The organism is Burkholderia sp. YHN3-13 (assembly GCF_055810675.1).
In genome coordinates this window covers 56,894-82,082 of sequence record NZ_JBVVNQ010000014.1, presented here as the reverse complement: position 1 = coordinate 82,082, position 25,189 = coordinate 56,894, and the positions used below count along the sequence as shown (strand labels likewise).

21 protein-coding genes are annotated in these 25,189 nt (G+C 68.6%); 9 read left to right on the top strand and 12 right to left on the bottom strand.

Annotated features, from left to right (window positions below; translation table 11 throughout):
• Positions 1 to 3 precede the first annotated feature (3 nt).
• Genes AC0KUR_RS26850 through AC0KUR_RS26820 form a run of 7 tightly spaced genes read right to left on the bottom strand, consistent with a single transcriptional unit; the run spans position 4 to position 7,896 of the window.
• Positions 4 to 549 carry a GNAT family N-acetyltransferase gene (locus AC0KUR_RS26850; RefSeq protein WP_034190932.1) on the bottom strand — a complete coding sequence of 182 codons (546 nt, stop codon included), beginning with the start codon at positions 547 to 549 and terminating at the stop codon, positions 4 to 6.
• Between the two features lie 45 nt (positions 550 to 594).
• Entirely contained in the window at positions 595 to 1,500 is a 906-nt protein-coding gene (locus AC0KUR_RS26845) for an alpha/beta fold hydrolase (protein WP_034190931.1), read from the bottom strand.
• Positions 1,497 to 3,194 carry a dipeptide ABC transporter ATP-binding protein gene (locus tag AC0KUR_RS26840; RefSeq protein ID WP_034190930.1) on the bottom strand — a complete coding sequence of 566 codons (1,698 nt, stop codon included), beginning with the start codon at positions 3,192 to 3,194 and terminating at the stop codon, positions 1,497 to 1,499. The genes AC0KUR_RS26845 and AC0KUR_RS26840 overlap by 4 nt, the downstream gene beginning before the upstream one ends.
• A complete protein-coding gene (locus tag AC0KUR_RS26835) occupies positions 3,191 to 4,021 on the bottom strand; it encodes an ABC transporter permease (protein WP_034190929.1) in 831 nt (276 codons plus the stop codon). The genes AC0KUR_RS26840 and AC0KUR_RS26835 overlap by 4 nt, the downstream gene beginning before the upstream one ends.
• On the bottom strand, positions 4,018 to 5,019 hold the full coding sequence (locus AC0KUR_RS26830; protein ID WP_034190928.1) for an ABC transporter permease: 1,002 nt from the start codon (positions 5,017 to 5,019) through the stop codon (positions 4,018 to 4,020). Before AC0KUR_RS26830 ends, AC0KUR_RS26835 begins: the two co-directional genes overlap by 4 nt.
• 4 nt (positions 5,020 to 5,023) lie before the next feature.
• Positions 5,024 to 6,655, bottom strand: a complete 1,632-nt coding sequence (locus AC0KUR_RS26825) for an ABC transporter substrate-binding protein (RefSeq protein ID WP_226230077.1) — start codon at positions 6,653 to 6,655, stop codon at positions 5,024 to 5,026.
• A complete protein-coding gene (locus AC0KUR_RS26820) occupies positions 6,655 to 7,896 on the bottom strand; it encodes an SfnB family sulfur acquisition oxidoreductase (protein ID WP_124609288.1) in 1,242 nt (413 codons plus the stop codon). The genes AC0KUR_RS26825 and AC0KUR_RS26820 overlap by 1 nt, the downstream gene beginning before the upstream one ends.
• Before the next feature lie 386 nt (positions 7,897 to 8,282).
• Between AC0KUR_RS26820 and AC0KUR_RS26815 the strand changes: the two genes are divergently transcribed.
• Genes AC0KUR_RS26815 through AC0KUR_RS26790 form a run of 6 tightly spaced genes read left to right on the top strand, consistent with a single transcriptional unit; the run spans position 8,283 to position 15,921 of the window.
• A complete protein-coding gene (locus tag AC0KUR_RS26815; RefSeq protein ID WP_473376617.1) occupies positions 8,283 to 10,637 on the top strand; it encodes a TonB-dependent receptor in 2,355 nt (784 codons plus the stop codon).
• 11 nt (positions 10,638 to 10,648) lie between these two features.
• Complete coding sequence (locus tag AC0KUR_RS26810) at positions 10,649 to 12,022, top strand: LLM class flavin-dependent oxidoreductase (protein WP_034190927.1); 1,374 nt, start codon at positions 10,649 to 10,651, stop codon at positions 12,020 to 12,022.
• A complete protein-coding gene (locus AC0KUR_RS26805; RefSeq protein WP_473376616.1) occupies positions 12,019 to 13,041 on the top strand; it encodes an LLM class flavin-dependent oxidoreductase in 1,023 nt (340 codons plus the stop codon). Before AC0KUR_RS26810 ends, AC0KUR_RS26805 begins: the two co-directional genes overlap by 4 nt.
• Positions 13,038 to 14,093, top strand: coding sequence for an LLM class flavin-dependent oxidoreductase (locus tag AC0KUR_RS26800; RefSeq protein ID WP_051701065.1), 1,056 nt, complete (start codon positions 13,038 to 13,040; stop codon positions 14,091 to 14,093). The genes AC0KUR_RS26805 and AC0KUR_RS26800 overlap by 4 nt, the downstream gene beginning before the upstream one ends.
• On the top strand, positions 14,090 to 14,815 hold the full coding sequence (locus AC0KUR_RS26795) for an LLM class flavin-dependent oxidoreductase (RefSeq protein WP_051701064.1): 726 nt from the start codon (positions 14,090 to 14,092) through the stop codon (positions 14,813 to 14,815). The genes AC0KUR_RS26800 and AC0KUR_RS26795 overlap by 4 nt, the downstream gene beginning before the upstream one ends.
• The gene (locus tag AC0KUR_RS26790) at positions 14,812 to 15,921 is read left to right on the top strand and encodes an LLM class flavin-dependent oxidoreductase (RefSeq protein WP_473376615.1); all 1,110 of its coding nucleotides are present in this window, start codon (positions 14,812 to 14,814) and stop codon (positions 15,919 to 15,921) included. The genes AC0KUR_RS26795 and AC0KUR_RS26790 overlap by 4 nt, the downstream gene beginning before the upstream one ends.
• 47 nt (positions 15,922 to 15,968) lie before the next feature.
• Here the strand turns inward: AC0KUR_RS26790 and AC0KUR_RS26785 are convergent, their stop codons facing one another.
• Positions 15,969 to 17,054 (bottom strand): sigma-54 interaction domain-containing protein, encoded by a 1,086-nt coding sequence (locus AC0KUR_RS26785; protein ID WP_034190924.1) that lies wholly within the window; start codon positions 17,052 to 17,054, stop codon positions 15,969 to 15,971.
• A gap of 214 nt (positions 17,055 to 17,268) precedes the next feature.
• Positions 17,269 to 18,009: a GntR family transcriptional regulator gene (locus AC0KUR_RS26780; protein ID WP_034190923.1), complete on the bottom strand. Its 741-nt coding sequence runs from the start codon at positions 18,007 to 18,009 to the stop codon at positions 17,269 to 17,271.
• Positions 18,010 to 18,168: 159 nt separating this feature from the next.
• Here AC0KUR_RS26780 and AC0KUR_RS26775 point away from each other — a divergent pair, with 159 nt between their 5' ends.
• Both AC0KUR_RS26775 and AC0KUR_RS26770 read left to right on the top strand, forming a co-directional pair.
• Positions 18,169 to 19,731 carry an SLC13 family permease gene (locus AC0KUR_RS26775; protein WP_260435822.1) on the top strand — a complete coding sequence of 521 codons (1,563 nt, stop codon included), beginning with the start codon at positions 18,169 to 18,171 and terminating at the stop codon, positions 19,729 to 19,731.
• A gap of 39 nt (positions 19,732 to 19,770) precedes the next feature.
• A complete protein-coding gene (locus tag AC0KUR_RS26770) occupies positions 19,771 to 22,179 on the top strand; it encodes a hypothetical protein (protein WP_473376614.1) in 2,409 nt (802 codons plus the stop codon).
• Positions 22,180 to 22,593: 414 nt separating this feature from the next.
• Here AC0KUR_RS26770 and AC0KUR_RS26765 read toward each other — a convergent pair whose 3' ends face one another.
• Positions 22,594 to 23,493 carry a DMT family transporter gene (locus AC0KUR_RS26765; RefSeq protein ID WP_473376613.1) on the bottom strand — a complete coding sequence of 300 codons (900 nt, stop codon included), beginning with the start codon at positions 23,491 to 23,493 and terminating at the stop codon, positions 22,594 to 22,596.
• 234 nt (positions 23,494 to 23,727) lie between these two features.
• Here AC0KUR_RS26765 and AC0KUR_RS26760 point away from each other — a divergent pair, with 234 nt between their 5' ends.
• The gene (locus tag AC0KUR_RS26760; protein ID WP_473376647.1) at positions 23,728 to 23,967 is read left to right on the top strand and encodes a winged helix-turn-helix transcriptional regulator; all 240 of its coding nucleotides are present in this window, start codon (positions 23,728 to 23,730) and stop codon (positions 23,965 to 23,967) included.
• Between the two features lie 397 nt (positions 23,968 to 24,364).
• Here the strand turns inward: AC0KUR_RS26760 and AC0KUR_RS26755 are convergent, their stop codons facing one another.
• Both AC0KUR_RS26755 and AC0KUR_RS26750 read right to left on the bottom strand, forming a co-directional pair.
• Positions 24,365 to 24,673 carry an H-NS histone family protein gene (locus AC0KUR_RS26755; protein ID WP_175027328.1) on the bottom strand — a complete coding sequence of 103 codons (309 nt, stop codon included), beginning with the start codon at positions 24,671 to 24,673 and terminating at the stop codon, positions 24,365 to 24,367.
• A 105-nt stretch (positions 24,674 to 24,778) separates the two neighbouring features.
• The gene (locus tag AC0KUR_RS26750; protein ID WP_226104033.1) at positions 24,779 to 25,051 is read right to left on the bottom strand and encodes a flagellar transcriptional regulator FlhD; all 273 of its coding nucleotides are present in this window, start codon (positions 25,049 to 25,051) and stop codon (positions 24,779 to 24,781) included.
• Positions 25,052 to 25,189: the final 138 nt, after the last annotated feature.

The following is a 25,189-nucleotide window of genomic DNA, read 5'->3' as shown; positions in this document are numbered from 1 at the left end:
GATTCAATCCGGGCTGCTCGCGTGCGCCAGCTGAACCGGCAACAGATATTTCTCGAACAACACGCCGGGAGGCGCATCCTCGCCGAAATCGTGCGACGACAGCAGCGTGTAGCCGGAGGATCGGTAAAGGCCGACCGCTTCGGGTTGTCGCGGCCCGGTTCCCAGATGCACGCGCGTGTAGCCTTGCCGCGCAGCCTGCGCCTCGAGCTCGGCCAGCACACGCCGGGCCAGCCCCTGCCGGCGATGCGCGCGACTGACCCAGATCCGCTTGAACTCGGCCGTGGCCGGGGTGTGATGGCGCATGAAGGCACCGCCCGCGATGGCCCGACCCGCGCGCAACAGCAGCACAAACGCGCCCTGGGGCGGCGCGAACGCCTCGACCGGGTAGCGCACGAGCTCCTTTTCGAGTTCTTCCTCGGAAATGTAAGCGGCGTAACGGCTGCTGTATTCGTATGCCAGCTCGTCGAACAACGGCCGCGTGAGCGGGTCTCGGGCCGACACATAGACGAACCGGTCCTGCCGATCCAACGAAGCTTCGACTTCAGACATCAAACGTCTCCTCACGAACCGTTGCCCGCATCGAGGCCCGGTCTGTCATGGTCCATCCGCCGGCACCCACGCCGACGGCGCCGGCTGAACCGCGCGTTCGAGCAGCGCACGCAATGCCGCGCCGACCCCATCGGGCCGCTCGAGCATCAACTGATGCCCACAGGCCGAAAGCACGTCGAACGTCGCATTCGGCAACGCATCGGCCAGCGCACGCCCGCCGGCCGGCGGCGTCAGCCCGTCGGCATCGCCGGCCAGCACCGCGACCGGCAGGTCGAGCGCCGCCAGCCGCTGCGCATCGGGCCACGGCGCCGCGCGCAGCACGGCCTGGAACGTCGTCATCCGGTTGCGGCGCGCCACGCGCGACTCGTACGCGACGAGCGCCGGATCGGCCCGCGGATGCCACGCGAGCCGCCGGAACCGCCGCGCGAATATCGGCTTGATCCATTCGAGCAGCCAGCCCGGCAATGCCGGCGGCCGTGTCACCGGGCGCGCGAGCTGCGTGCCGAGCAGCAGCGCGCCGCTTGCTTCGTGCAGCCGCCCGAGCGCCGCAAGCCGCTCGAGCAGCGCGAGCGTGCTGCCGGTACCGAGCGAATGCGCGACCAGCACGTTGTGCGTGCCCTTGTAGCGGTCGAACAGCGCGAGATAGTCGCGAAGCGTTTCGTCGCCGTGGTAAGCGCCGCTTCGCGCGGATGGCCGAGGGCTATCGCCATGGCCAAGGAAATCCCATGCGACGAGCGCGTAGCCCGCGTCGGCGAACGTGCGCCACTGGGCCCGCCACTGATTCTTGTTGCCGCCGCCACCGTGTGCGAAGAACAGCACCGTCCCCGCATGCGGCGAGCCGCGCGGCGCGGCGTGATGCGCGACACTCAGCGTGCGCCCGGCGCGCACCTCGACCGGCACGCCGGCCACGACGGCTGAAGCATCGGCCGCGAAGTTCGAATCGGAGGTCATGATTGTTCCTCGTTGATGCGACGAGCACGCATGGCGGGCTCCGCCGTGCCGATCGCGACCACGCGCTCCGGCAATACCGGCATCGCGTCGAGCAACGCGCGCGTGTACGGGTGGCGCGCAGCGCCGAATACTTGCGCGGTGTCGCCCAGCTCGACCACCCGCCCCGCCTGCATCACCGCGATTCGGTCGCAGATCTGCGCGGCGACGCGCAGGTCGTGCGTGACGAACACGATCGCCATCGCGCGGCGCCGCTGCACCGACGCGAGCAGTTCGAGCACCTGCGCCTGCACCGACACGTCGAGCCCCGAGACCATCTCGTCGGCCACGAGGATCGACGGGTCGAGCGCCAGCGCACGCGCAAGGCTGATCCGTTGTCGCTGCCCGCCGGAAAATTCGTGCGGATACCGGTCGAGCGCATCCGGCGGCAAACCGACCTGCGCGAGCAGTTCGGCCGCCCGCCGATACGCCGCACCACGGCCGACACCGTGCGCAAGCAGGCCGGTCGCGACGATCTGCGCGATCGTCTGACGCGTATTCAGCGACGCATACGGGTCCTGGAACACCATCTGGATGTCGCGGCGCAGCGGCCGCAATGCGTGGTCCGCCAGACGCGCGAGATCGTGCTCGCCGCGCAGCACGATGCGCCCCGCATCCACTCGCGCGAGCCGCACCAGCGCCCGCGCGAGCGTCGACTTCCCCGAACCCGATTCGCCGACGATGCCGAGCGTCTCGCCGGCATGCAGCGTGAAGCCGACGTCGATCAGCGCATCGACGCCGCGTCGCCCTCGCGCCGGCAGGAACGGCAACGCGCGGCGCGGCGCATAGCGCTTGCGCAAGCCGTGCACGTCCAGCAGCGGCACGCCGCTGCGAATGACGGTGCGCTGCTCGACGCGCCCGTGCGGCACCGCATCGAGCAGCGCGCGCGTGTAGGGATGGCGCGGCGCGCGCAGCACGTCGGCCGCGCGACCGCTCTCGACCGGCTCGCCGTCGCGCAGCACCACGACGCGATCGGCGATGCGCGCGACCACGCCGAAGTCGTGCGTGATCAGCAGCACGCCGGTTCGCCGCGTGCGCGCCGCCTGCTCGATCAGCGCCAGAATGCGCGCCTGCGTGGTGACGTCGAGCGCGGTGGTCGGTTCGTCGGCGATCAGCAGCGCCGGTTCGAGCGCGAGCGCCATCGCGATCAGCACACGCTGGCGCTGGCCGCCCGACAGCGCATCGGGATACGCATGCCGCAGCCGCTCGGGTTCCGGCAGGCCGACGTCGCGCAACAGCGCCGTCACGCGCGCGGCGCGCGCCGCACCGTCGCCGCGGCCGCTCAGCACGCGATGGACGCGCAGCACCTCGTCGACCTGCGCGCCGACCGTCATCAGCGGATTCAGCGCCGCGAGCGGTTCCTGGAAGACCATCGACACGTCGCGGCCGCGCGCCGCGCGCCGTTCGGCATCGCCGCACTGCGCGAGGTCCCGGCCCCGCAGCACGATCCGCCCGGCCTGTTGCCGCACGCCGCGCGGCAACAGGCCGGCGATCGCGGCCGCGAGCAGCGACTTGCCCGATCCCGACGCGCCGACCACGCACAGCACCTCGCCGGGCTCGACCGTCAGCGACACGTCGCGCACCGCGTCGCGGCGTTCGGCGCCGGGCGGCAACGCGAGCGTGAGCCGCTCGATCGACAACAGCGGTGCGCCGCTCATCGCCCCTGCTCCGCAACCGCCGACGCATGGCGCAACCCCTCGCCGACCCGGTTGATCGCAAGCGCGGTCGCGACGATCGCGAGCCCCGGCCAGATGCTCAGCCACCACGCGTCGCGCACCACGTTGCGCGCCGCGCCGATCATGAAGCCCCAGCTCATCTGCGACGGATCGCCGAGTCCGAGAAACGACAGCGCCGATTCGGTGAGGATCGCGGTCGCGACCATCAGCGCGGCCAGCACCGCGAGCGGCGGCCAGACGTGCGGCAGGATCTGGCACCGCACGAGCGCAGCCGGCGACTCGCCGGCAAGCCGCGCCGCGAGCACGAACTCCCGTTGCGCGAGCCCGATGAATTCGCCGCGCACGAGCCGTGCGATCGCCGGCCACGACACGGCGGCGATCGCCACGATCGTCGATTCGAGCGACGCACCGAGCACGGCCGCGATCGTGACCGCGACCGCGAATTGCGGCACGGTCTGGAACAGCGTCGTGACTGCCATCAGTGCCCGGTCGACCCAGCCGCCGCACCAGCCCGCGAGCGCACCGATCGACACGCCGAGCGCAAAGGTCGCGACGGTCGCCGCGAGTCCGATGAACAGCGACACGCGCGCACTCCATAGCAGCGCGACCAGCACGTCGCGCCCGAGCATGTCGGTGCCGAGCGGATGGCCGGCCTGCAGCGGCCGCAGCAACGGCTCGCCCGCCATGCTCCACGGCGACGGCAGCCACAGCGGCGCGCTCAGCGCGACAAGCGTGACGACGGCAAGAAACAGCACGCCGGCCGCCGCACCGCGCGCGCGCACGAAACGGCGCAGGATGCCGCTCGTCATCGCGCCCCCCGCCGATCGATGCGCGGGTCGACGATCCCGTACAGCAGGTCGGTCAATGCATTGAACAGCACCACGAGCGCCGCGACCACGGCGAGCAGCCCGAGCAGCACCGGATAGTCGCGCTGCAGCAGCGCGTCGTACATCAGTCCACCGAGGCCGGGCCACGCGAATACGATCTCGGTCACGAGCGCGCCGCCCGCGAGCTGCCCGAGTTGCAGCCCGCCGAGCGTGACGACCGGCAACAGCGCATTGCGCAGCACGTGGCGGATCATCACGCGCGGCTCGGATGCGCCCTTCGCGCGCGCAGTACGCACGAATTCGCGTTCGATCACCTCGAGCATCGCGGCGCGCGTGAGCTGCACGTAGATCGCGCCGTACACGAGCCCGAGTGTCGTGGCCGGCAGCACCAGGTGCGCGGCGACGTCGAGCGCGTGGCGCCACCCCGTATAGCCGGCGCCGACGCTTTCCATCCCGAACGACGGCAGCCAGCCGAGCACCACCGAGAACGCGATCACGCTCATCAGCGACAGCCAGAACAGCGGCGTCGCATAGACGATCACCGCCAGCGCGCCGATCGTGCGCGCGATGCGACGCGCCCATGGACCGCCTCGCGACTCGCCATACGCGGCGATCGCACCCGCCGTCACGCCCGCGACGACCGATACGACGAACGCGGCCGCCATCAGCAGCAGCGTCGCGGGCAGGCGCTCGACGACGAGCTGCAGCACCGGCAGCTGGTTGCGGTACGAGAAGCCGAAATCGACGTGCGCGAGATCGCGCAGATACAACCCGAACTGCTCGACGAGCGGCCGGCTCAATCCGAGCTGCGCGCGCAGCCGTTCGACGTACGCGGCATCGCCCGAGCCCGCGTCGCCGGCAAGCATCAGCGCGGGATCGCCCGGCGCGAGCCGCACCAGGAAGAAGTTCACGACCAGCACGCCCAGCACGACCGCAAGGCCCCGGAGCACCGTCGACGTCAAACGCAGCGCCGTGTTCATCGCGTCATCCGATCCACGTGTCCTCGAGACTGTCGTTCACGCTGGTGGCCGTGCGCAGCAGGTTGTGGACGTTGCGCCGGTACACCGTCGGGTTCACCATCTCGAAGATGTTCGCGATCGCCGCGTCGTTCGCGAGCGTGGTCTGAAGCTGCGCGTAGCGCGCGCGGCGCGCGGCCGGATCGGTATCCAGCGCGGCCGCGTCCCACAGCGCGTCGGCCTGCGGATTGCGGTAACCCTCGACGTTGCCGAACGGCGAGCCCTTCGAGATGCCGTCGATCCGGTACAGCGGCGCGACGCCGAAATCCGGGTCCGCGTTCTGGAACAGGAAGTTGTAGCTCAGGTCGAAATCCCAGTTCGCGACGCGCGCATACCAGCCGGCCGCGTCGGTCGTCTGCACGCGCAGCCGGAAACCGGCCTGGCCGAGCGCCTGCTGCGTGTATTCGGCCACCCGCTCCCACGCGCCGCCCTTCTCGCCGTTGAGCAGCACGAGCGGGAACTTGCCGACGTCGATGCCCGACTGCCGGATCAGCGCGCGCGCCCGCTCCGGGTCGTACGCGAAGCGCGGCACGTTCGGATCGTAGAACGGCGACGACGACACGAACGGGCCGTTCGCGACCTTCCCGTAGCCGAAGAAGATCCGGTCGACGATGAACTGGCGATCGAGCGCGTGCAGCACCGCCTGGCGCACGAGCACGTTGTCGAACGGCGGCTTGCGCTGGTTCAGTTCGAGAAAGGCCATCCCGGTGAACAGCTCCCAGCCCTGCGTCGTGATCGCGACGCCCGGCAGCTTCGCGAGCCGCGCGATGTCCGCGTAGTCGACGTCACCCGCGCGCAGCGCATGGATCTGCCCGCGTTCGAACGCGATCGAGCGCGCGGCCGCGTCGGGCACGACGTTGAACACGATTCCGTCGAGATACGGCAGCCCCTTCTTCCAGTAATCCGGGTTGCGCGCGACACGGATGTATGCGCCGCGCTTCCATTCGCGGAACACGAACGGCCCGGTGCCGACCGGATGCTGGTTCGCGGGATTGCCGCGCGGATCCTTGCCCTGGTACAGATGGGCCGGCAGGATCGGCAGGAGCCCGCTGCCGAGCAGATTGATCAGTCCCGCGTACGGCTTCTTCAGGCGGATCGTCACCTGCAGCGGGCCGCTCGCGTCGATCGACGCGACGTACTTGTCGAACGTCACCTTCGTGCGCGGCAGCGCCTGCGGCGCGATTTCCTTCAGCGTGACGACCACGTCCCGCGCGCCGAAAGGCTGCCCGTCGTGCCAGCGCACGCCCGGCTGCAGGTCGAACGTGTACGTCAGCGCGTCCGCCGACGCACGCCAACTGCGCGCGAGCACCGGCACCGCGCGCAGTTGCGGGTCGAAGCCGAGCAGACCCTGGAAGATCTTGCCGCCGACGTATTGCGACGCGACGTGCGGCGTCAGCGCGTTGACGAGCGACGGCGGTTCCGGCTGCGCGAACAGCGACAGCGTGCCGCCGCGCACCGGCGCTACCGCGGCGGCGTCCGCCGCGAACACGCGGGCCGCGCCGCCGAGCCCGGCCGCGGCCCACGCGGCGGCGAGCGCATAGCGGCGCCGCGCCGGGTCCTTCGGCGCGAACGGCGAGGGAGTCTGGAGCGTGTCGGTCATCACAGGTAGCCGTGGCGCGGCGGGTTCACGTGGTTGAGCACGTAATTGCCGATCGCGTGGTATTTCCAGCGCACCGGATCGTGCAGCGTGTGGGTGCGCGCATTGCGCCAGTGACGGTCGAGGTTGTATTCGCTCAGCACCGAGCGCGTGCCCGACAGTTCGAACAGCTTGTTGGTCGCGAGGATCGCGAGCTCGGTGCTCAGCACTTTCGCGGCCGCGACCTGCACCGAGGCGTGCGCGACCTGCGCGTCGTCGAGTTCGGCCGGCAATGCGTCGAGCGCCGCGGCGGCACGGTCGAGCAGCGCCTCGGTCGCAAGCAGGCGCACCTGCACGTCCGCGACGTCGCGGATCACGTACGGATCGTCGGACGCGCGCGCGATCCCGCTGTCGGCCCACGGCCGGCTGCGCGTCCGCACGAACTCCAGCGTGTCGGCCAGCGCCGCGCGCGCGATGCCGACGTCTATGTTGGCGTGCAGGTACTGCGACACGGGGCCCGCGAGCGTCGGCCGCTCGAACGCCGCCTGGATCGAGACCACGTCGTGTTCGTCGACCTCCACGCCCGACAGCGTCAGCGTGCCGCTCGCCGTCGTGCGCTGCCCGAAGCCGCTCCAGTCGTCGACGATGTCGAGCCCCGGCCGGTCACGCTCGACCAGTGCCTGCACGTAGCGGCCGTCGTCGTCGAGCGCGAGCACCGCGATCCAGTCGGCGAACAGCGCACCGGTCGAATAGAACTTCTGGCCGTCGAGCACGAGCCGCCCGTCGCGCCGCGACAGCCGCGTGCCGATCTCGAGCGCGTTCTTGGTCCCGCGTTCGGACGCCGCATGGCCGATCCGCGCGCCGTCGAGCACGAGGCCGAAGAACTTGCGGCGCTGCGCCTCGTCGCCCGTGAGCCGGATCACGTCGAGCGCGTGGAAGTGATTCTTCGGCAACTGACCGATCGATGGATCCGCCTGCGCGATGGTCCGCACGACTTCGCCGAGCGTCGCGAGCGACACCTCCGCGCCGCCGAACGCGCGCGGCACCGTGATACCCCACAGCCCGCTGCCGGAGAAGAGGTCGAGCTCCGCGAACGGCAGGCGCCGCTCGCGGTCGCGCAACGCCGCGTCGCGCGCCAGCTCGTCGGCGAGCCGGCGCGCGGTTTCGAGCGCGTGCGCGTCGTCGGCGATGCGGCTCGCGGGTGGACGGGAGGACAGCGGGGACGACGCGCGGGCCGGCGTGTCGGCGGACGTGAAAGCGTTCATGAAGATCCTCGTGGACAGAAGCATGGCTTCCGTCGACAGCAAGCGCCATGCCAATGCCGCCCTGTCGGCCTGTGCGGCCTTCGCACGGCACGCGGCGCGCTGGATTTCCAGCGAGATGCCGCAAATGCAGCATGCGGCGCGCGGCGCGGCGGCGCTGCTGGAAATCCAGCAAAACGACTGGAACGCAGGCGCGCGCGCTGCGTCGTCCGGCCGGTGCATTCGGCGTCGAGCCTTTACGGGTCGTGCCCGGCCGCCCCTTGGCACGTCTGTTGCAAAGCCCGCTCACGCACTGCCGAGCCGTGGCGGCATCGATCCGATGCACGGCACCGCGCCGGACCACACGCACAACAACGCTTCGATTTGGGGATCTACGGATGAAATACAGAATGTTGAGCGCCTCCCTCGGCGCGTCGGCACTGCTGGCCGCATCGCCGGCGCTGCACGCGCAGCAGCAACCGGCCGTGACCGATGCGCCGGTCGCTGCATCGGCGGCCGGGGCTGCACCGATCACACCGGCCGCGTCGGCTGCACCGGCCGCATCGACCGACCCGGCGGCGGCAACCGGCGCGACGCGCGCGACCGGCGGTGCGCCGGTCGCCGAGGCCCAGCTGAAAGACGTGATCGTCACCGCGCAGCGGCGGCGGCAATCGGCGCAGCGCGTCGGCACGTCGATGTCGGTGCTGTCGGGCAGCGACCTGAAGACACTGAACGTCGAAACCGTCAACGACCTGCAGCACGCGACCGCGAGCGTCGAAGTCGAACCCGCGTTCGGCGGCGGCCAGCCGCAGTTCCGGATTCGCGGCGTCGGCTTCAACGACTACACGTCGAACAACGCGTCGACGGTCGGCATCAACGTCGACGACGTCGCGTACGCGCTGCCGATCCAGACCCAGGGGCAACTGTTCGACATCGCGCGCGTCGAAGTGCTGCGCGGCCCGCAGGGCACGCTGTACGGCCGCAACACGACGGGCGGCACGGTGAACTTCATCACGAACCAGCCGACCCGCGATTTCGAAGCCGGCGGGAGCGTCGAATACGGCACGCACAACCTGCTGACGACCGAAGGCTACGTGTCCGGGCCGCTGAGCGACCGCGTGCGCGGCCGTTTCGCGTTCACGACGCAGGATTTCGGCGCGTGGCAGAACAATCGCGCGACCAACCAGACGCTCGGCAACCACGACAGCGCCGCCGCGCGCGCGCAGCTCGACTGGGACGTCGCGCGCGATTTCAAGTTGCACTTCGGCGCGCACGGCGGCTTCGACAAGTCGGACAACACGGGGCTCTACCTGTTTACGCCGTACACGTCGGCCAAGACCGGCGAGGTGATCCCTGCCGATGCCGATCACACGAAGACGGGTTGGGGCGTGAGTCCCGCGTTTTCGCGCGTGACGGGCCTGTCGACCGACGCGAAGCCGGGGCGCAACAACGTGAACGGCGGCGTCGACCTGACCGCGACGTGGAACCTCGGCCCGGTCGAGCTGAAGAGCATCACCGCATACAACTACCTGCACCGCCGCGAGTATTCGGACTGGGACGCGACGCAGTACCACGACTCCGACGAATACTTCGACGACACCGTCAACGAAGTCACGCAGGAGCTGCGCGCGTCGTCGCGCGGCGACACGCGGCTGCGCTGGGTCACCGGCCTGTTCTACTCGCACGACGATCTCGACGAGAAGTTCTATTCCGACTTCAGCGACCGGCTCGGCTTCATCGCGCTCACGCGCTACCGGCAGTCGGTCGATACGCTCGGCGTCTACGGCCAGGCGACCTACGACATCACGAAACGCCTGCGGGGCATCGTCGGTGTGCGCCAGGAACACGAGAAGCGCGAATTGCGCGGCTTCGCGTCCGGCATGCTGACGCCGTCGTTCGTGCCGTTCGCGGGCTTCCAGGGCGGCGACGCGAACCAGTCGCTGACGTCGAACGGCACGTCCGGCAAGGTCGGCCTCGAGTTCGACCTGGCCCCGGCGACGATGCTTTACACGACCGTCAGCCGCGGCTACAAGTCGGGCGGCTTCACCGCGCACAACACCGGCAATTCGAACGCGCTCGCACCGTTCAAGCCGGAATCGCTGACCGCATACGAAGTAGGTTTCAAGGCCGACCTCACGCGCTCGCTGCGCTGGAACGCGTCGGCGTTCCATTACGACTATCACGACCAGCAGGTGTTGTCGGCCACCTTCGATCCGAACTCGCAATCGCTGATCGGCACGTTCGTCAACGCGCCGAAATCGCGCATCGACGGCTTCGAGACCGATCTGAAATGGCAGCCGGTGCGCGGGCTGGAAATCTCGCAGTACGTCGGCTACAAGAGCGGCAAGTACACGTCGCCGTTCGTCACGTACAACACGCAGGCGTCGGCGGCCAGCGGCCATAACGTGTTCACCGACTACAACGGCACCACGCTCAGCTTCCCGCGCCTGAGCTATGGCGGGCAGGTCGCCTACAGCTGGCTCGCGGGCGGCTACCGACTGCGTGCGGAGACCAACTACAGCTACCGCGACGCGTATTCGCAATTGCTCCTGCTCGGCCCGAACTACACGGTCGACAGCTACTGGCTCGTCAACGCGAGCCTGACCGTCACGTCGCCCGACCGGCACTGGGACGTCGCACTGTGGGCGCGCAACCTGTTCAACCGCCAGTACGACCTGACGAAGAACTTCTTCCTGCCCGGCACCAACGTCGCCGCCGCGGGCCAGCCGCGCACCGTCGGCGTGCGCGTGACCTACACGTATTGAGGAGCCGACGGATGACGCACCGCACCGACACCCTCAAACTCAACGCGATGCTGAACGGCGGCGGCAGCCACGTCGTCGGCTGGCGCCATCCCCTCGCGCAGCCGAACGGCAACCGCGACTTCGCCCATTTCCGCCGAATGGCGCAGACAGCCGAGCGCGGCAAGCTCGATGCGCTGTTCGTCGCGGACGTGGTCGCCACGCAGGGCAGCCACATCGACTCGCTCCGCCGCAGCGCGCGCGCCGACACCTTCGAACCGCTCACGCTGCTCGCCGCACTGGCGGCGGTCACGCACCACATCGGCCTGATCGCAACGGCGACGACGACCTACAACGCGCCCTACCACATCGCCCGCAAGTTCGCGTCGCTCGACCACCTGAGCGGCGGGCGCGCCGGGTGGAATCTCGTCACGTCGGTGGTGCCCGACGAAGCGGCGAACTTCGGCGCGGCGCCACACCTCGCGCACGCCGACCGCTACGCGCGCGCCGACGAATTCCAGCGCGTCGTGGCCGGGCTCTGGGACAGCTGGGAAGACGATGCATTCATCGAGGACAAGGCGGCCGGCCTCCATTTCGATCATCGCAAGCTGCACGTGCTCGATCATCACGGGCCGCACTTCAGCGTGCGCGGCCCGCTGAACGTCGCACGCGCGCCGCAGGGGCATCCGGTGCTCGTGCAGGCCGGCTCGTCGGACGCGGGCCGCGAGCTCGCGGCGCGCTGCGCGGAAGTGATCTTCACCGCGCAGCACCGGCTCGACGACGCGCAGGCGTTCTATGCGGACGTCAAGGGCCGCCTCGTGCATTACGGCCGCCGCCCCGAGCACCTGAAGATCCTGCCTGGCGTGATGCCGATCGTCGGCGCGACCGAGGCCGACGCGCGCGACAAGCTGCGCGCGCTGCAGGACTTGATCGACCCGGTGCTCGGGCTGCGGCTGCTCGCCGACAACGCAGGCGATTTCGACCTGTCCGGCTATCCGCTCGACGGCCCGCTGCCCGAGCTGCCGCCGAGCAATCGCAGCAAGAGCCGCCAGCAGCTGATCGTCGATCTCGCGCGCCGCGAGAATCTGACGATCCGCCAGCTATACGAGCGCTTTGCCAGCGCGGGAGTCGTGACCGGCACGCCGAAGACCATCGCCGATCGCTTCGAGGAATGGTTCCGGTCGTACGGCGCCGACGGGTTCAACGTCGCGTTCGCATGGGTGCCCGGCGGCCTCGACGATTTCGTCGACCTCGTCGTGCCCGAACTGCAGCGCCGCGGGCTGTTCCGTACCGAGTACGAAGGCCCGACGCTGCGCGATCAGCTCGGGCTGCCACGCCCTCCCTTCTTTCGTCGCCCGTCGTCGCTGCGCGGCGATACGGTCGCCCCCGTCGGCGGAGGTGCCGCATGACGCGCCTGTTTCGTCTTGGCGTGCTCACGCGCGTGTACGCGCCCGACCCGTCGCCGCGCGTGCTGCACGACACGCTCGCGCTGATCGACGCGGCGGAAGCGCTCGGCTTCGACAGCGCGTGGGTCGCCCAGCACCATTTCGGCAGCGAAACGGGCCGCCTGCCGTCGCCGCTCGTGCTGCTGGCGGCCGCCGCACGCCGCACGCGGCGCATCGCGCTCGGCACCGGCGTGATCGTGCTGCCGCTCGAATCGGTGCTGTGCGTCGCCGAAGATGCGGCCGTGCTCGACGCGTTGGCCGACGGCCGCCTGCAGCTCGGCGTCGGCGCCGGCTTCGAGCCGGACGTGTTCGCCGCGTTCGGCCGCGATTTCGACGCGCGCGCGGCGCTGCAGGCCGAGGCGCTCGCGTCGTTGCAGCATGCGCTCGCCGGTGCGCCGCTCGGGCCGGCCGGTGTGACACTGCAGCCGGGCGCGCCCACGCTGGCCGCCCGTTTATGGCAGGCGACCGGCCAGGCCGAGGCGGTCGCACGCAACGGTCACGGGCTGATCGTCGCGCGTACGCGCCCGGATCAGGACGGCGAAGCGGCACTCGTGGCGCGCTATCGCGGCGCGTGGACGCATCCGCACGCACCGCGCGTCGCACTCGTACGAGCGGTCGTACCCGGCGACGATGCAGCGAGCGTCGAAACCGCGCTCGGCCCCGACATCCTGCGTTACGCCGCGCGGCTCGCGCGGGCCGGCGGCGTACCGGCGCCCGCGCCGGCCGACGTGCCGGCGCTGCTGGACCGCTTCGGCGTGCTGCGCGGCACGCCCGCCGACGTCGTGACCGCATTGCATGCCGACCCCGCTCTGCCCGGCGCGACCGAACTCGTCGTGCAAGTGCAGACCGCGAGCACCTCGCATCGCGATGCGCTGCGGCAACTCGAAACCGTCGCGACAGCGATCGCACCGGCGCTCGGCTGGACGCCGGCCACCGCCGGGCCCGAAGCCGCTTCGCTCACCTCCGATCCGATCCCGACATGACCCATTCGTCCTCTCCCGCACCGGCCGCGCGCCGGCCGTTCAAGCTCGGTTTTCTCACGCACGTGCACGGCGCCGGCGACGCGCGCCGCGTCTACGCGGATCTCGAGACGCTGTTCGTCGCGGCGGAACAACTCGGCTTCGACGGCGGCTTCGTCGCGCAGCATCATTTCCGCGCGGAGTACGGCCGGCTGCCGTCGCCGCTCGTGCTGCTGGCCGCCGTCGCGCAACGCACGCGCCGCATCGAGCTCGGCACCGGCATCGTCACGCTGTCGCTCGAGGATCCGCTGCGGCTCGCCGAGGATGCGGCGGTGCTCGATGCGCTGGCCGGCGGCCGGCTGCAACTCGGGCTCGGCAGCGGCGGCGCGAACCTCGACGCGTTCGCCGCGTTCGGCTTCGACGTCGACACGCGCCAGGCGCGCTTCGCGGCCGCGCTCGAACGCCTGCAGGATGCGCTCGCCGGCCAGCCGGTCGCGCGCGGCACCGCCGACGCGCCGCCGCTCGTGCTGCAGCCCGCGGCGCCGGGCTTGCGCGAACGCCTGTGGCATTCGCATGCATCGCCCGACGGCGCACGGTTCGCCGCACGGCACGGCAACGGCCTGCTGCTCGGCACCGCCGTGCACGATCCGCGCACCGTGCAGTTGCCGCTCGCGCACGCGTATCTCGACGCCTGGCGCGAACGCGCGCACGCCGACGCAGCGCGGCCCCGCATCGGCGTGGTGCGCGCGGTGTTTCCCGCGCGGGACCGGCGCACCGCGCTCGCCGCGCTCGCGCCCGACGTCGTGCGGCACATTCCGTGGCTCGCGGCGAGCGGTCATCCCGACGTGACCGAGCCCGAGCAGATCGTGCGGCTGCTGAACGTCCATTACGGGCATCCGGACGACGTGATCGAAAGCCTGCGCGGCGACCCGGCGCTGTTCCCGTTCGCCGACTATTTCCTGCCGGTCGTGCAATCGGAAAGCGCGTCGCTCGACGACGCGCTGGCCCGGCTGCGCACGCTCGCGGAAACGATTGCGCCGGCGCTCGGCTGGCAGCCGGCGCGGGCCGCGGCATGAGCGTGCCGCGTCTGCTGCTGCGGCTCGACATCAGCGCCAACGCCGCGCGGCCGGACCCGGCGGCCGACTGGATCGCGATCGCCGAGGCCGGCGTGTCGGCCGGCTGCGATGCGATTCTGCTGCCCGTGCAGCGCGCCGGCCCCGATCCGTGGATGGCAGCCGCGGCGCTCGTCGACGCGCTGCCGGCTCTGCGCGTGATGGTGACGCTCCAGGCGGGCGCGATACTGCCCGTCGCCGCCGCGCATCTCGCGCAGAGCCTGCAGTCGCTGAGCCGCGGCCGCGCGTGGCTCGCACTCGAAGCCGATGCGCCGGACGTCGATGCGACCGACCGCGCGATGCACCTGAACCGCGACCAGCGGCTCGCGCGCAGCGCCGAATTCCTGTCGATCCTGCGGGCGCTGTGGGCGGCCGAGTCGCCGCTGCAGTATCGCGGCACCTACTACCGCGCGGAGCATGCGCGCCTGCCAGATCTCGTCGCAAAGCGGCCGCCCGTCTACTGGTCGGTCGCAGAGCGGCACGAGATCGCGTTCGTCGCGTCGTGGTGCGACGGGCTGCTGATGCCCGCGAGCGCGCCGCCGCTCGCGGCGGCCGTCGAACACGCGTATCGCGCACGCGGCCTCGCGCCGCCACCGGCCGGCATCGTGCTCCGGCGCATGATCCGGTTCGACGCTGCGCGGCGCGCGCGCGCCGCGCAGCCGGCGAACGGGCGAGGCGATGCATGAGCGTCGATTTCGCATGGTTCCTGCCCACCAACGGCGACGGGCCGCATCTGGCCAACAGCGGGCTGCCGCGCCCGTCGACCTTCATGCAGGACTATCGGCCGGCGACGCCCGAATACCTGCGCGGCGTCGCCGGCGCGGCCGAGTCGGCCGGCTTCGACAGCCTGCTGCTGCCGATGGCCGCGGGCTTCGAGGATCCGTGGCTCGTCAGCGCGCAGCTCGCGCGCGCGACGCAGCGCATCGCGCTGATCGTCACGTTCCGGCCCGGGCTCGAGCAGCCCGAACAGATCGCGCGCAAGGCCGCGACCCTGCAGCACATGAGCGGCGCGCGCCTGCGCCTGTTCGCGGTCAACGGCTCGAGCGCTTACGAACAGCGCGCGCTCGGCGATTTTCTCGATCACGACGCGCGCTACCAGCGGACCTCCGAATACCTCCGGGTGCTGCGGCGGCTGTGGCAAGGCGGCGGGCATTCCGTCGCCGGCCGCTACTACATGCTGAGCCCCGCGCATGCCGGCGTGCCGCTCGCGACCCCGCCCGCGCTCTATCTCGGCGGCGCGTCGACGCTCGCTGAGCAGGTGGCCGCCAGCCAGGCCGATACATACCTGCTGTGGGGCGAGCCGCCCGACGCCGTGCGCGAGCGGGTCGCGCGGCTGCGCGCGCTGGCCGCGATGCACGGCCGCCGGCTGCGCTTCGGGCTGCGCGTGCACGTGATTGCCCGCGAGACCGAACGCGCCGCATGGGCGCGCGCCGACGAGTTGTTGAGCGAGATTTCCGACCAGACCTATGTCGACGCGCAGCGCAAGCTGGCCGCCTACGAGTCGGTCGGCCAGCAGCGCCAGACCGCGCTAAGCCGAGGCGCGCTGCGCTCGTTGCGCGAGCTGGAGGTGTATCCGAACCTGTGGGCCGGCGTTGGCCTGATCCGCGGCGGCGCGGGCACCGCGATCGTCGGCAGCTACGACCAGGTCGCCGCGCGCATCCACGAGTACCGCGCGCTCGGCATCGAGACGTTCCTGCTGTCGTCCTATGCGAACCTCGAGGAAGCGGCGCGCGTGGGAGAGGATGTATTGCCGCGCGTCCGCACGCGCCTGGCACGCGCGAGCCTGCCGTAACCGGCGGGAACGCCGCCGGGGCGACGGAGGCCGCCGGCGCCGCCCGGTCAGTCGTCGAACGCCGATTCGGAGCGCGGCTCGTTCAGCAGCCCGTGACGCGCGAGCAACGTGCGCATCGTATTGCGCGTGACGCCGAGCAGCGCCGCAGTGCGCACCTGGCTGAACCGGCAGTGCTCGAACGCCTCGCACACGACCAGTTCCTCGATGTCGCGCAACAGGCTTTCGCCGGGCGCGCGAAACAGGCGGCGCACGCCCGCGCGGATGTCGTCCTGCGGCAGCGCCGCCGCGTCGTCCGCGCGCGCATAGCCGGCGAGTGCCTCCGAGAACTTCAGGTGCTCCGGCCGAATCAGGTTGCCGTTCGACACGAGCAGCGCCAGGTGCATGACGTTTTCCAGCTCGCGGATATTACCGGGCCACGGGTATGCTTGCAGCGCCTGGACCGTGCCCTCCGACAGCATCGGCTGCGGCCGCTTCAACTGCGCGCAATAGCGCCCGCGGAAGTGCTCGGCGAGCGGCAGGATGTCCTGCGGCCGCTCCCGCAGCGGCGGCAGGCGCACGCGGGCGAGATTGATGCGGTAGAACAGGTCCATCCGGAAATTGCCGGCCAGCACGGCCTGTTCGAGATCGACGTTGGTTGCCGCGACGACGCGCACGTCGACCGGCCGCGCACGCGTCGCGCCGACGCGTGTCACCTCGCCCTCCTGCAACACGCGCAACAGCTTCGCCTGCAGCGGCGGTGCGAGATCGCCGATCTCGTCGAGAAAGATCGTGCCGCCGTGCGCTTCCTCGAAATAGCCGATGCGGCGCCCCTGCGCGCCCGTGAATGCGCCGGCCTCATGACCGAACAGCTCGCTCTCCGCAAGCTGCGGGTTGATCGCGCCGCAGTTGACCGCGATGAACGCGCCCGTGCGGCCGCTGACATGGTGGATATGGCGCGCGACCAGTTCCTTGCCGGTGCCCGTCTCGCCGAGAATCAGCGCGGGCGCGGCGCTGGGCCCGATCTGTTCGACGAAGCGCAGTACCGCACGCGACGCGGGATCGGCGAACACGAGCGCCTTCGCGCGCACCGACAGGGGGCGATGCTCGCTTTCCGGCAGCGCAATGAGCGGAGGGGAATCTGTGCGGTTATCCATGGTCCGGGCGCGGGCGGAACGGTTGACGATACTGGCATCCGCCCAAGGGTTTGATCTTAGTCAACCTCGGGCGCGCGCAAAATACCGATTGCTGTGATGCTTCGCTGTCACGCGCAGATAACGAATCCCGTGCATGTCGCACAACGCGGCCGGCGTACCGTACGGAACGCCGTGCGCGTCACGGCGGCCGGCGAACGGGCGGCCGCATACCCCGTCAGCCGACGAATCTAGCCTCCACCCCGCTGTGCACGAGGAGGTCGAAACGCTCCGGCCGAATGTGGAACACCGTCGATTCGCAGGTACGGCCGTCCGCCAGGCGCGACGTGCGCCGCAGCACGAGTAGCGGCGAATGCGCGCCGACCCGGAGGCGCTCCGCAACGTCTTCGGGCGCCCCCACGGCCGTGACCGACATGTCGGCGTCCGTCATGCGCCAGCCAAGCACGCTTTCCAGCACCTCGTAGGTCGACATCCGCTCGGCCTGCTCGAAGGTGACGGTCGCGGCGTCGGGCAGCAGGCAGGTCTGCGCGAGCGCGATCGGCTCGTCGTCGACCCAATGCACGCGTTCAAGATAGACGCAACGCGCGACGTCGTCGGCAAAGACGTGGCGCAGGCCCGGCGGCACGTCGCATGCCTCGAACCGCAGCAACGTCATCCGGGCGCGGGCGCCCTGATCGGCGATCGAATCGTGGAGCCCGCGCAGCACGTCGAGCCGATGCCGCAGCCGCTGCTTCGCGGCGAACGTCCCTTTGCCCTGCTTGCGCTCGACGATGCGCGCGTCGCTCAGCCGATCGAGCGCGAGCCTGACGGTCACGCGGCTGACCTGAAAACGCTCGCTCAACTGTGCCTCCGAAGGCAGCTTGCCGCTCGGCTCGTACACACCGCGTTCGATCTCGTCGCGCAGTGTCGTCGCAAGCTGCTCGTAAAGCGATGTCGTGTCGTCACGCACCAGCGTCATCTGGTCCTTCCTCGTCGTGCTGGGTCCGCGCTATGCGCGTCTCCCGATATCGATATGAAAAGCAATTGGAACGCCCAACTTGTATTAATACGTATTATCACATCTCGACAGACGTTCGGGGGCCGCGTTTCGCGGTCCCGACGCCCGGGGAGCATACCAGTGACTGAAAACGCAATCGGCACGCCGCCGCTCGATGGCGCGCAGGCCAGCCGGCCGACACGAACCGAACCGGCCATTGCGCCGCGCATCGATCCGCACGCGACGGGTCGGTCGCGCGGTGCACGGTGGCGTGCGGCGATCGGCTTCACCACCGCGTGGCTCGCGTTCTTCGCGATCGCATGGTGGCTGCCCGCGCCTGCGCATCTGTCGGCCGAAGGGAAGGCGACGCTTGCCGTCGTCGCCTGGGTCGCGATCGTATGGATCACCGAAGCCATTCCCGTCGGCGTAAGCGGCATCCTGCTGCCGATGCTGCTCGTGCTGTCGCACGCGAGCCCGTCGTTCCCGAAGGCGGCCAGCGGCTTCGCCGCGCCGGTCGTGTTCCTCTGCCTCGCCGCGTTCCTGTTTTCCGCGATCATGCAGGCAAGCGGGCTCGACCGCCGCGTCGCGCTGCTGCTGCTCGACCGGCTGAAGGTCCGCACGGCCAACGGCGTGATCTGGGCAATGTTCGCGGTGAACTGCGTGATGGCGCTCGTCGTGCCGGCCGCGAATGCACGTGCCGCGACGCTGCTGCCGGTCACGAACGGCATCGTCCGGCTGTTCGGCGAATCGCCGCGCGAACGCGCCGCGCGCAAGGCGATCGTGATCCAGACGCTCGTGTACGGCGCGATGATCAGCGGCATGTGCATCCTGACGGCTCATCTGCCGAACATGGTCGTGTCCGGCTTGCTCGAGAAACAGCTCGGCATCCGGATCTCGTACCTGACGTGGCTGAAGCTGCAGTGGCCGTACCTCGGGATGTTCGCGATCACGCAAGCCTGGGTGCAATTCCATTTCCGCTCGCGCGCCGTCGCGATTCCGGGCGGCCCCGACGCGATCGCGGCGATGCGCGGGACGCAACCACCCGCGGCGCGCAACGACTGGGCCGTACTCGCACTGTTCGCGGCCGTCGCCGTGTTGTGGGCGACCGAGCCGCTGCATCACCTGCCGTCGGAAATCGTCGCGCTGATCGCGCTGGCGCTGCTGTTCGCGCCCGGCGTGCTGCGCTTCGGCTGGGCCGAAGTCGAACAGCGCACGATCTGGGGCACGCTGTTCCTGCTCGCCGGTGCGTTGTCGCTGTCGTCGGCGATCAGTGCGTCGGGGCTCGCAAGCTGGGCCGCCGATCACGTCTACGTCGCCGCGCGCGGGCACGGCTGGTGGCTCGCCATCGCGATCGTGATGCTCGGCACGCACGTGATCCGTATCGGCATGCTGTCCAACGTCGCGGCCGTCACGATGATCGCGCCGATCGCGCTCGCGCTCGCACCGCGCCTCGGGCTGCATCCGGTCGCGTTCACGATGCTCGTCAGCGATACCGACAGCTTCGCCTATCTGCTGCCGACGCAGATCACCGCCGGCGTCATCGCGTACAGCAGCGGCGCGTTCTCGACGGCCGATTACGCGAAGGTCGGCGCGGTGTCGGTGCTGATCGCGATCGTCTACGGCCTCTGCGTGATCGCACCGTGGTACGCATACATGGGCATTCCCGTCTGGGACGCGAGCGCGCCCTGGCCGTTCGCGCATTGACGCGCGCCGCCTTCCCTCGACATCATTTTGCATTCCACAATGAACGCATCCCACGACGCCATCGATACCATTGACGCACGCGCCGCCGCGCTGCGCGACCGCCTGGGCCCGCACGTTGCGCCCGACGGGCTCTACGAACGCCACAAACGCCTGCCGTTCGCCGGACGCGTGCAATGCAACCTCACGCGGCTCGACGCCGGCGAGTGGAGCGAAATCGTGCTCGACTACGAAGTCGGCTCGTCCGGCATCGCCGACGGCGGCTGGCTAAAGGCGACCTTCAAGTTCTATTCCGACTGGGCGCTGTTCCAGACGAGCGACCCGAGCGCCGCGAACTACATCAGCGCCGAGTACCACGCGGCGCCGCTCGTGCCGGGCCAGAGCCCGGCCACCGTGCAGGCGCTGAACGTGCGCTTCGACCAGAAGGGGCATGAGCGGCCGTTCCAGAAGGCCGTGATCGTCGACATCGTCGACGGCTACGTGAATGCCGGCGACCGGATCGTGATCCGTCTTGGCGACCGCCGCCGCGGCCCCGGCACGCGCGTGCAGACCTTCGCCGAAGACAACTTCCGCTTCCGGCTCTACGTCGACCCGCTCGGCACGTCGCGCTTCGTCGCCGTGCCCGGCGACGTGTCGATCGACATCCGTGCCGGTGCGCCGTCCGACGTGCTGCTGAACGGCCCGCGCTTCGTGCAGCCCGGCACGCGCGCACCGTTCCGGCTGTCGCTTCAGGACCGCTGGGGCAACGCGTGCCGCGATGTCGGCGGTCATGCCAGGGTCGTCGCGTACGATGCCCGCGGCGAGATCGTTTACCGGCGCGAACACGCGCTGCCCGATACAGGCTTTGCGAGTTGGGCGGTGGACGACCTGCCGGTCGACGCGGGCACGCTGCGCATCGTCGCCGACGTACCGGGGCACCCGGACGTGCGTGCGGCCGAAGCGTGGCTGACGGTCGACGCGTCGCTGCCCGTGCCGCGGGCGCTGTATGCGGACCTTCACGTGCACGCACATGACACCGTCGGTACCAACAGTCCGGAGTACAACGCGCGCTACGCACGCGACATCGGCGGTATCGACGTGCTCGGCTACACCGCGAACGACTTCCAGATCACCGACGAGAACTGGCGGCTCGGCGTCGACGCGGTCGAGCGCTTCAACGAACCGGGCCGGTTTGTCGTGTATCCGGTGCAGGAATGGTGCGGCAGCTCGACGGCAGGGGGCGACCACAACGTGGTGTTCCTCGGCGACGACCAACCGGATTTCCCGTACAACGCGCGCGGCGAGCACAATCGCACGCTGGTCTGGAACGAAGAGATGAAGGGTCATGCGGTCGAACTCGGCCGCTGGCCCGTCGAGGAACTGTGGGATGCGTATGCGGACAATGCCGCGCAACATCTGGTCATGCCGCACGTGGGCGGTCGTCGTTATATCCCCGACTGGCATCATCCGGAGCTCGAGCGGCTCGTCGAGATCGCATCGTCGTGGGGCCATTTCGGCTGGCTGTACCAGGACGTGATCGCACGGGGTTATCAGCTCGGCGTCGCGGCCAGCGGCGACGAACATCGCGGCCGGCCCGGCGGCGGCGCACCCGGCGTGCAGGTCTTCGGCGTGCATGGCGGGCTGACGGGCGTGCTGGCGCCCGGGCTCGATCGAAAGCACGTCGGCGCAGCGCTGCGCGCGCGCCGCACGTGGGCGACGACCGGCGAGCACAGTGCGCTGCTGGTGCGCTGCGGCGATCACCGGCAAGGCGACGCGTTTGCGCACGAAGGGCCGGCGCGGCTCGACTATCGGCTGCTCGGCCAGTCGGGCTGGGAATACGTGGCCGCGTATGATCACGATGGCTTGCTGTGGGAACGCAACCTGCACGCGGAACTCGGCTACGCGGAGCGGCTGGTCCGGGTCCGCTGGGGCGGTGCACGCATCCGCGACCGCTATCGCTGGGCTGCGTGGCGCGGCCGGATCCGGATCGTCAACGGCACGATTCACCGTTTCGGGTCGAACGGGTTCGAGCATGTCGAGGAGTCGGCATGGCGCACCGGCGCGACCGACATCGAGTTCCGCAGCGACACCTACGGCGACGCGGACAGCATCGAACTCGACGTCGGCAATCTCGCCGCCGCGACGATCGTGGTCGAGGGCACGATCGACAGCTTCGCGAAGGTCGGCGACCCGCTGGAACGCAATCCGTTCGTGCACGCCCCTGCGTTCCGCTTCGAAATCAGCGGCGCGGAGTTGCTCGCGCGCGAATCGGCGACACACGCACTCGGCGGCACGGAGCTTTTCGTCGCGGTCGAACGGCTGACAGACAAGCCGCTGCCCGTCGATCTCGCGGGCAGCATCGACGTGGCGCCCGACAACGCATCGTTCGGGTATCGCCCCGTCTATTTCTTCGGGCGGCAGCGCAACGACAGCAAGGTATGGTCGTCGGCACAGTTCATCACGTTCGAGTGAGGCGTTTGCAGGCGTCGGTCATCTGACGCCTCGAACTCGATCGCATTGGGCCGGTCAAGCTGTCACGACGCCAGCATTGCCGATCCGGCTAGCCGCGCGGCGGGTGTTGAAGTTCGCAGATACGGCTAACGGCGTCCGTTCGCGCGTTAATCTTGTTCAATGATTCGGATAATGCACTTATCCTGACAGGACGCCGGATGGCCTGAGCTCAACTTCTCTTGGCAGGCTGCATCGGACGTTGACGTTGACATAGCGAACTTCCGCGTTTGGCCGGTTTCCGCCCAACACGATCGGCTGTAGCCGACCCATAGGGGGCCTTCAATTTCCTCGATCCCGGTCGTTCGCGGTCGACACAGTTCTGTCGCGTGTGCATCGACTCGTATCGGCCAATCACAGCCAAGCCTGCTTGTCAGACTAGACTGCGGGTCCCTCCGGTGGCTCTTCCCGGATGGCGACAGCGATTGCACTCCCGACAATCCCAATGATTCCGACGACTGGAACGACATCTAGCTTTTCGCCCCATACGAAGAAGCCGAAAAGCGTTGCCCAAATGATACTTGTGTAAGTGTAGGGCGCCAGTTTCGCAGCGCTGTCACGCCGGACTGCCACCGTAAATAAAATCTGGCCGACTGTCGAAAATATTGCAAGCAGCACTAAGATAAATAAGTCTTTGAGTGTCGGAGTCCTCCAGGCAAACAATAAAGAAACACCCGTAACGGCAGTCCCGAAGGCCGTGAAGAAAAGCACCGTAATGCTTGAGTCATCGCCAGCTTTGAGCTTGCGAATCTGAATCATAGAAAGAGCACCGCACAAAGCGCTCAGTAGCAACAGACCTGGGCCAAGGAAGTTCGACAAGCTGCCCTGAGGTCGGACTACTAGAAGGACCCCGACAAAGCCTACGGACGCGGCAACGGCATTTCGCGCGAGTAAGCGTTCCCCAAGCAAGAAAGGGGCGAGGACAACAACAAAAATAGCCTCCGAATAGACGATTGCCACGGCCTCGCTCAACGGCAGATACGGCAAGCCCGCGAAAAAGAGTCCTGAGGCGCCGAGAAGCGTGAGTGCACGAATTGTCTGTCCGCGAAGGTCGATCCTTCGGATCCGAGGGCCAAGCGAACCACCATGAAGACTGGCGAGAACAGCCGGCACAATCCCGAACAGCATTCGGAAGAATGTCACCTCGTTAGCTGGATAGTTGAGGGCTACCGCTTTGCCCAGTGCATCGACGACCGCAAAACAAAACATCGAGACCAGTATCAGCGCAATTGTTTGATACTGGGCGGTGCGATCGGAGACTGCAACGTTGATGCGCATATTATCTCGGCAGTGGTAAGTCCAATGTGAGAAAGCGAATTGTCAACGATTCGGCGTTGCTTGTCCAAGAGCCGGTTCTGGCCGAACCCGGTCGAATGGCATCGCGGTAGCGTCGGACCGGCTGATGCCGCCCCTAACCCGTTATCTCATCCTCCGCGCCGTCAGCGACCGCCGACAAGTCACTCCTGGCAGCTGCCACATTGCTTTCACACGCTCGGCGTGTACGGCAGGCGCATGCACGGGGTGACTCAGCCGATGTTGACGCGCACGTCACGACAACTCGAACGTGACGGTCTTGTGCTCCGTCACGATTTCGATGAAGTGCCCGCTAGAGTCGAATACGAGTTATCCGACATGGGCATGGACCTGCTCGTTCGCGTGGTCCCGCCGTGGACCTGGATCGCCGAGAATGCGGACCGCTTCCGAGAAGCAAGGCGGATTTTCGACAGCCATCACCGCGACGCGAACTCGTAGCTTTCCGGTTATTGATTTGTATTGCTTATTTTCCTGGCGGGAGACGGGTTCGAGTCTCTGAGTGAGCGGCTTATGGCGGTCGCACCTGTCGTACTTCGTCGCCTATCCATTCCAGCTAGCCGCACAGTCCAAGATTCGCGCTATCGCTGGCGTCTTGTTTCGGCTGACACAGGAAGACTGATTGTGATCGGGAAAAACAATCCTGTCCTGCGAATTCGCACTCAGCAGGTGACGCGAGCGCGAACACCGCCAAGGCCGGTGTTCAAATATTCGATGACAGCATGTATCAGAAGACCGGCAACGCCGGTCTCCTATGCATACGTCGCGGAATCCCCGGGCCAACACTTCGCAAGCGACTGCTCCACCGCCGCGAAGTGAAAGTCGAAAGTCTTCACGCTCAACCGGCACTGCGCTCGATCAGGAACCGGTCGCGACGGCCGCCTTTGATCCAGGCCGGCTCGCGCCCGCGCCCGCTCCACGTCGCGCCGGTCTTCGGGTCGCGATAGCGCGGCGCCGACGCGCGCTTTCGCGGCGCCGCTTTCGACGCGCCGCCGCGGCGCCCGAATATCTGTCCGGCGGTCAGGCCATATTCGGCGACCCGAGTGCGAATCTCCTGTATGACGGCCTCCAGTTCGGCGAGCCGGGCTTCCTCGACCTGCTTCAGCAGTTCATCGGCTTGCGCCTTCAATTCGCGATAACCGGGCATGCAACTTCTCCACATTCTGTTGGTGAAAAAAACGAACGGCCGCGACGATGCGATCTCGTGAAACGGCGCGACCGGAACATCCATCCGATAAAGCCTGAAAACGGATCAAGCGCGGCCCGGCGCGTTTTCGGCGCGAAATTCACAAACCAGTTCGCCGCCGGCCGCGAGTTCATCGATCTGATCCAGCGTCAACGCGTCGATCGATGCGGCGATTTCATCCGAGATACCCAATTGCCGCTTGCCCTGTTCGTAGTCGATCCGCAATATGCGCTGCGCGAGCACGAGATACGCGCGGTTGAATTCCGCAATTGCATCGAAGATATCGCCCCGTTCGGTCATGACTGCTCCTGAGCCGACGGCGATCGTCGCATGCCGCACGCGCGGCGCCGAGACCGGCCGTCCAGTAATGGATGCCTGAATCTATGTCATGCGATCGACGTCATGCCGACAATTCCTAGATGGCATCAGACATATTCGAATTCGGCAATCTCAATTCGCGATTCGCCGTTCATCGCT

Bases quoted from the DNA above. Each gene is read 5' to 3' on its own strand.
- AC0KUR_RS26780 (WP_034190923.1), bottom strand. From the start codon at position 18,009: ATGACGCTGGTGCGTGACGACACGACATCGCTTTACGAGCAGCTTGCG.
- AC0KUR_RS26755 (WP_175027328.1), bottom strand. From the start codon at position 24,673: ATGCCCGGTTATCGCGAATTGAAGGCGCAAGCCGATGAACTGCTGAAG.
- AC0KUR_RS26825 (WP_226230077.1), bottom strand. From the start codon at position 6,655: ATGACCGACACGCTCCAGACTCCCTCGCCGTTCGCGCCGAAGGACCCG.
- AC0KUR_RS26800 (WP_051701065.1), top strand. From the start codon at position 13,038: ATGACCCATTCGTCCTCTCCCGCACCGGCCGCGCGCCGGCCGTTCAAG.
- AC0KUR_RS26790 (WP_473376615.1), top strand. From the start codon at position 14,812: ATGAGCGTCGATTTCGCATGGTTCCTGCCCACCAACGGCGACGGGCCG.
- AC0KUR_RS26770 (WP_473376614.1), top strand. From the start codon at position 19,771: ATGAACGCATCCCACGACGCCATCGATACCATTGACGCACGCGCCGCC.
- AC0KUR_RS26765 (WP_473376613.1), bottom strand. From the start codon at position 23,493: ATGCGCATCAACGTTGCAGTCTCCGATCGCACCGCCCAGTATCAAACA.
- AC0KUR_RS26810 (WP_034190927.1), top strand. From the start codon at position 10,649: ATGACGCACCGCACCGACACCCTCAAACTCAACGCGATGCTGAACGGC.
- AC0KUR_RS26820 (WP_124609288.1), bottom strand. From the start codon at position 7,896: ATGAACGCTTTCACGTCCGCCGACACGCCGGCCCGCGCGTCGTCCCCG.
- AC0KUR_RS26785 (WP_034190924.1), bottom strand. From the start codon at position 17,054: ATGGATAACCGCACAGATTCCCCTCCGCTCATTGCGCTGCCGGAAAGC.
- AC0KUR_RS26835 (WP_034190929.1), bottom strand. From the start codon at position 4,021: ATGACGAGCGGCATCCTGCGCCGTTTCGTGCGCGCGCGCGGTGCGGCG.
- AC0KUR_RS26840 (WP_034190930.1), bottom strand. From the start codon at position 3,194: ATGAGCGGCGCACCGCTGTTGTCGATCGAGCGGCTCACGCTCGCGTTG.
- AC0KUR_RS26795 (WP_051701064.1), top strand. From the start codon at position 14,090: ATGAGCGTGCCGCGTCTGCTGCTGCGGCTCGACATCAGCGCCAACGCC.
- AC0KUR_RS26815 (WP_473376617.1), top strand. From the start codon at position 8,283: ATGTTGAGCGCCTCCCTCGGCGCGTCGGCACTGCTGGCCGCATCGCCG.
- AC0KUR_RS26845 (WP_034190931.1), bottom strand. From the start codon at position 1,500: ATGACCTCCGATTCGAACTTCGCGGCCGATGCTTCAGCCGTCGTGGCC.
- AC0KUR_RS26760 (WP_473376647.1), top strand. From the start codon at position 23,728: ATGCACGGGGTGACTCAGCCGATGTTGACGCGCACGTCACGACAACTC.
- AC0KUR_RS26830 (WP_034190928.1), bottom strand. From the start codon at position 5,019: ATGAACACGGCGCTGCGTTTGACGTCGACGGTGCTCCGGGGCCTTGCG.
- AC0KUR_RS26850 (WP_034190932.1), bottom strand. From the start codon at position 549: ATGTCTGAAGTCGAAGCTTCGTTGGATCGGCAGGACCGGTTCGTCTAT.
- AC0KUR_RS26805 (WP_473376616.1), top strand. From the start codon at position 12,019: ATGACGCGCCTGTTTCGTCTTGGCGTGCTCACGCGCGTGTACGCGCCC.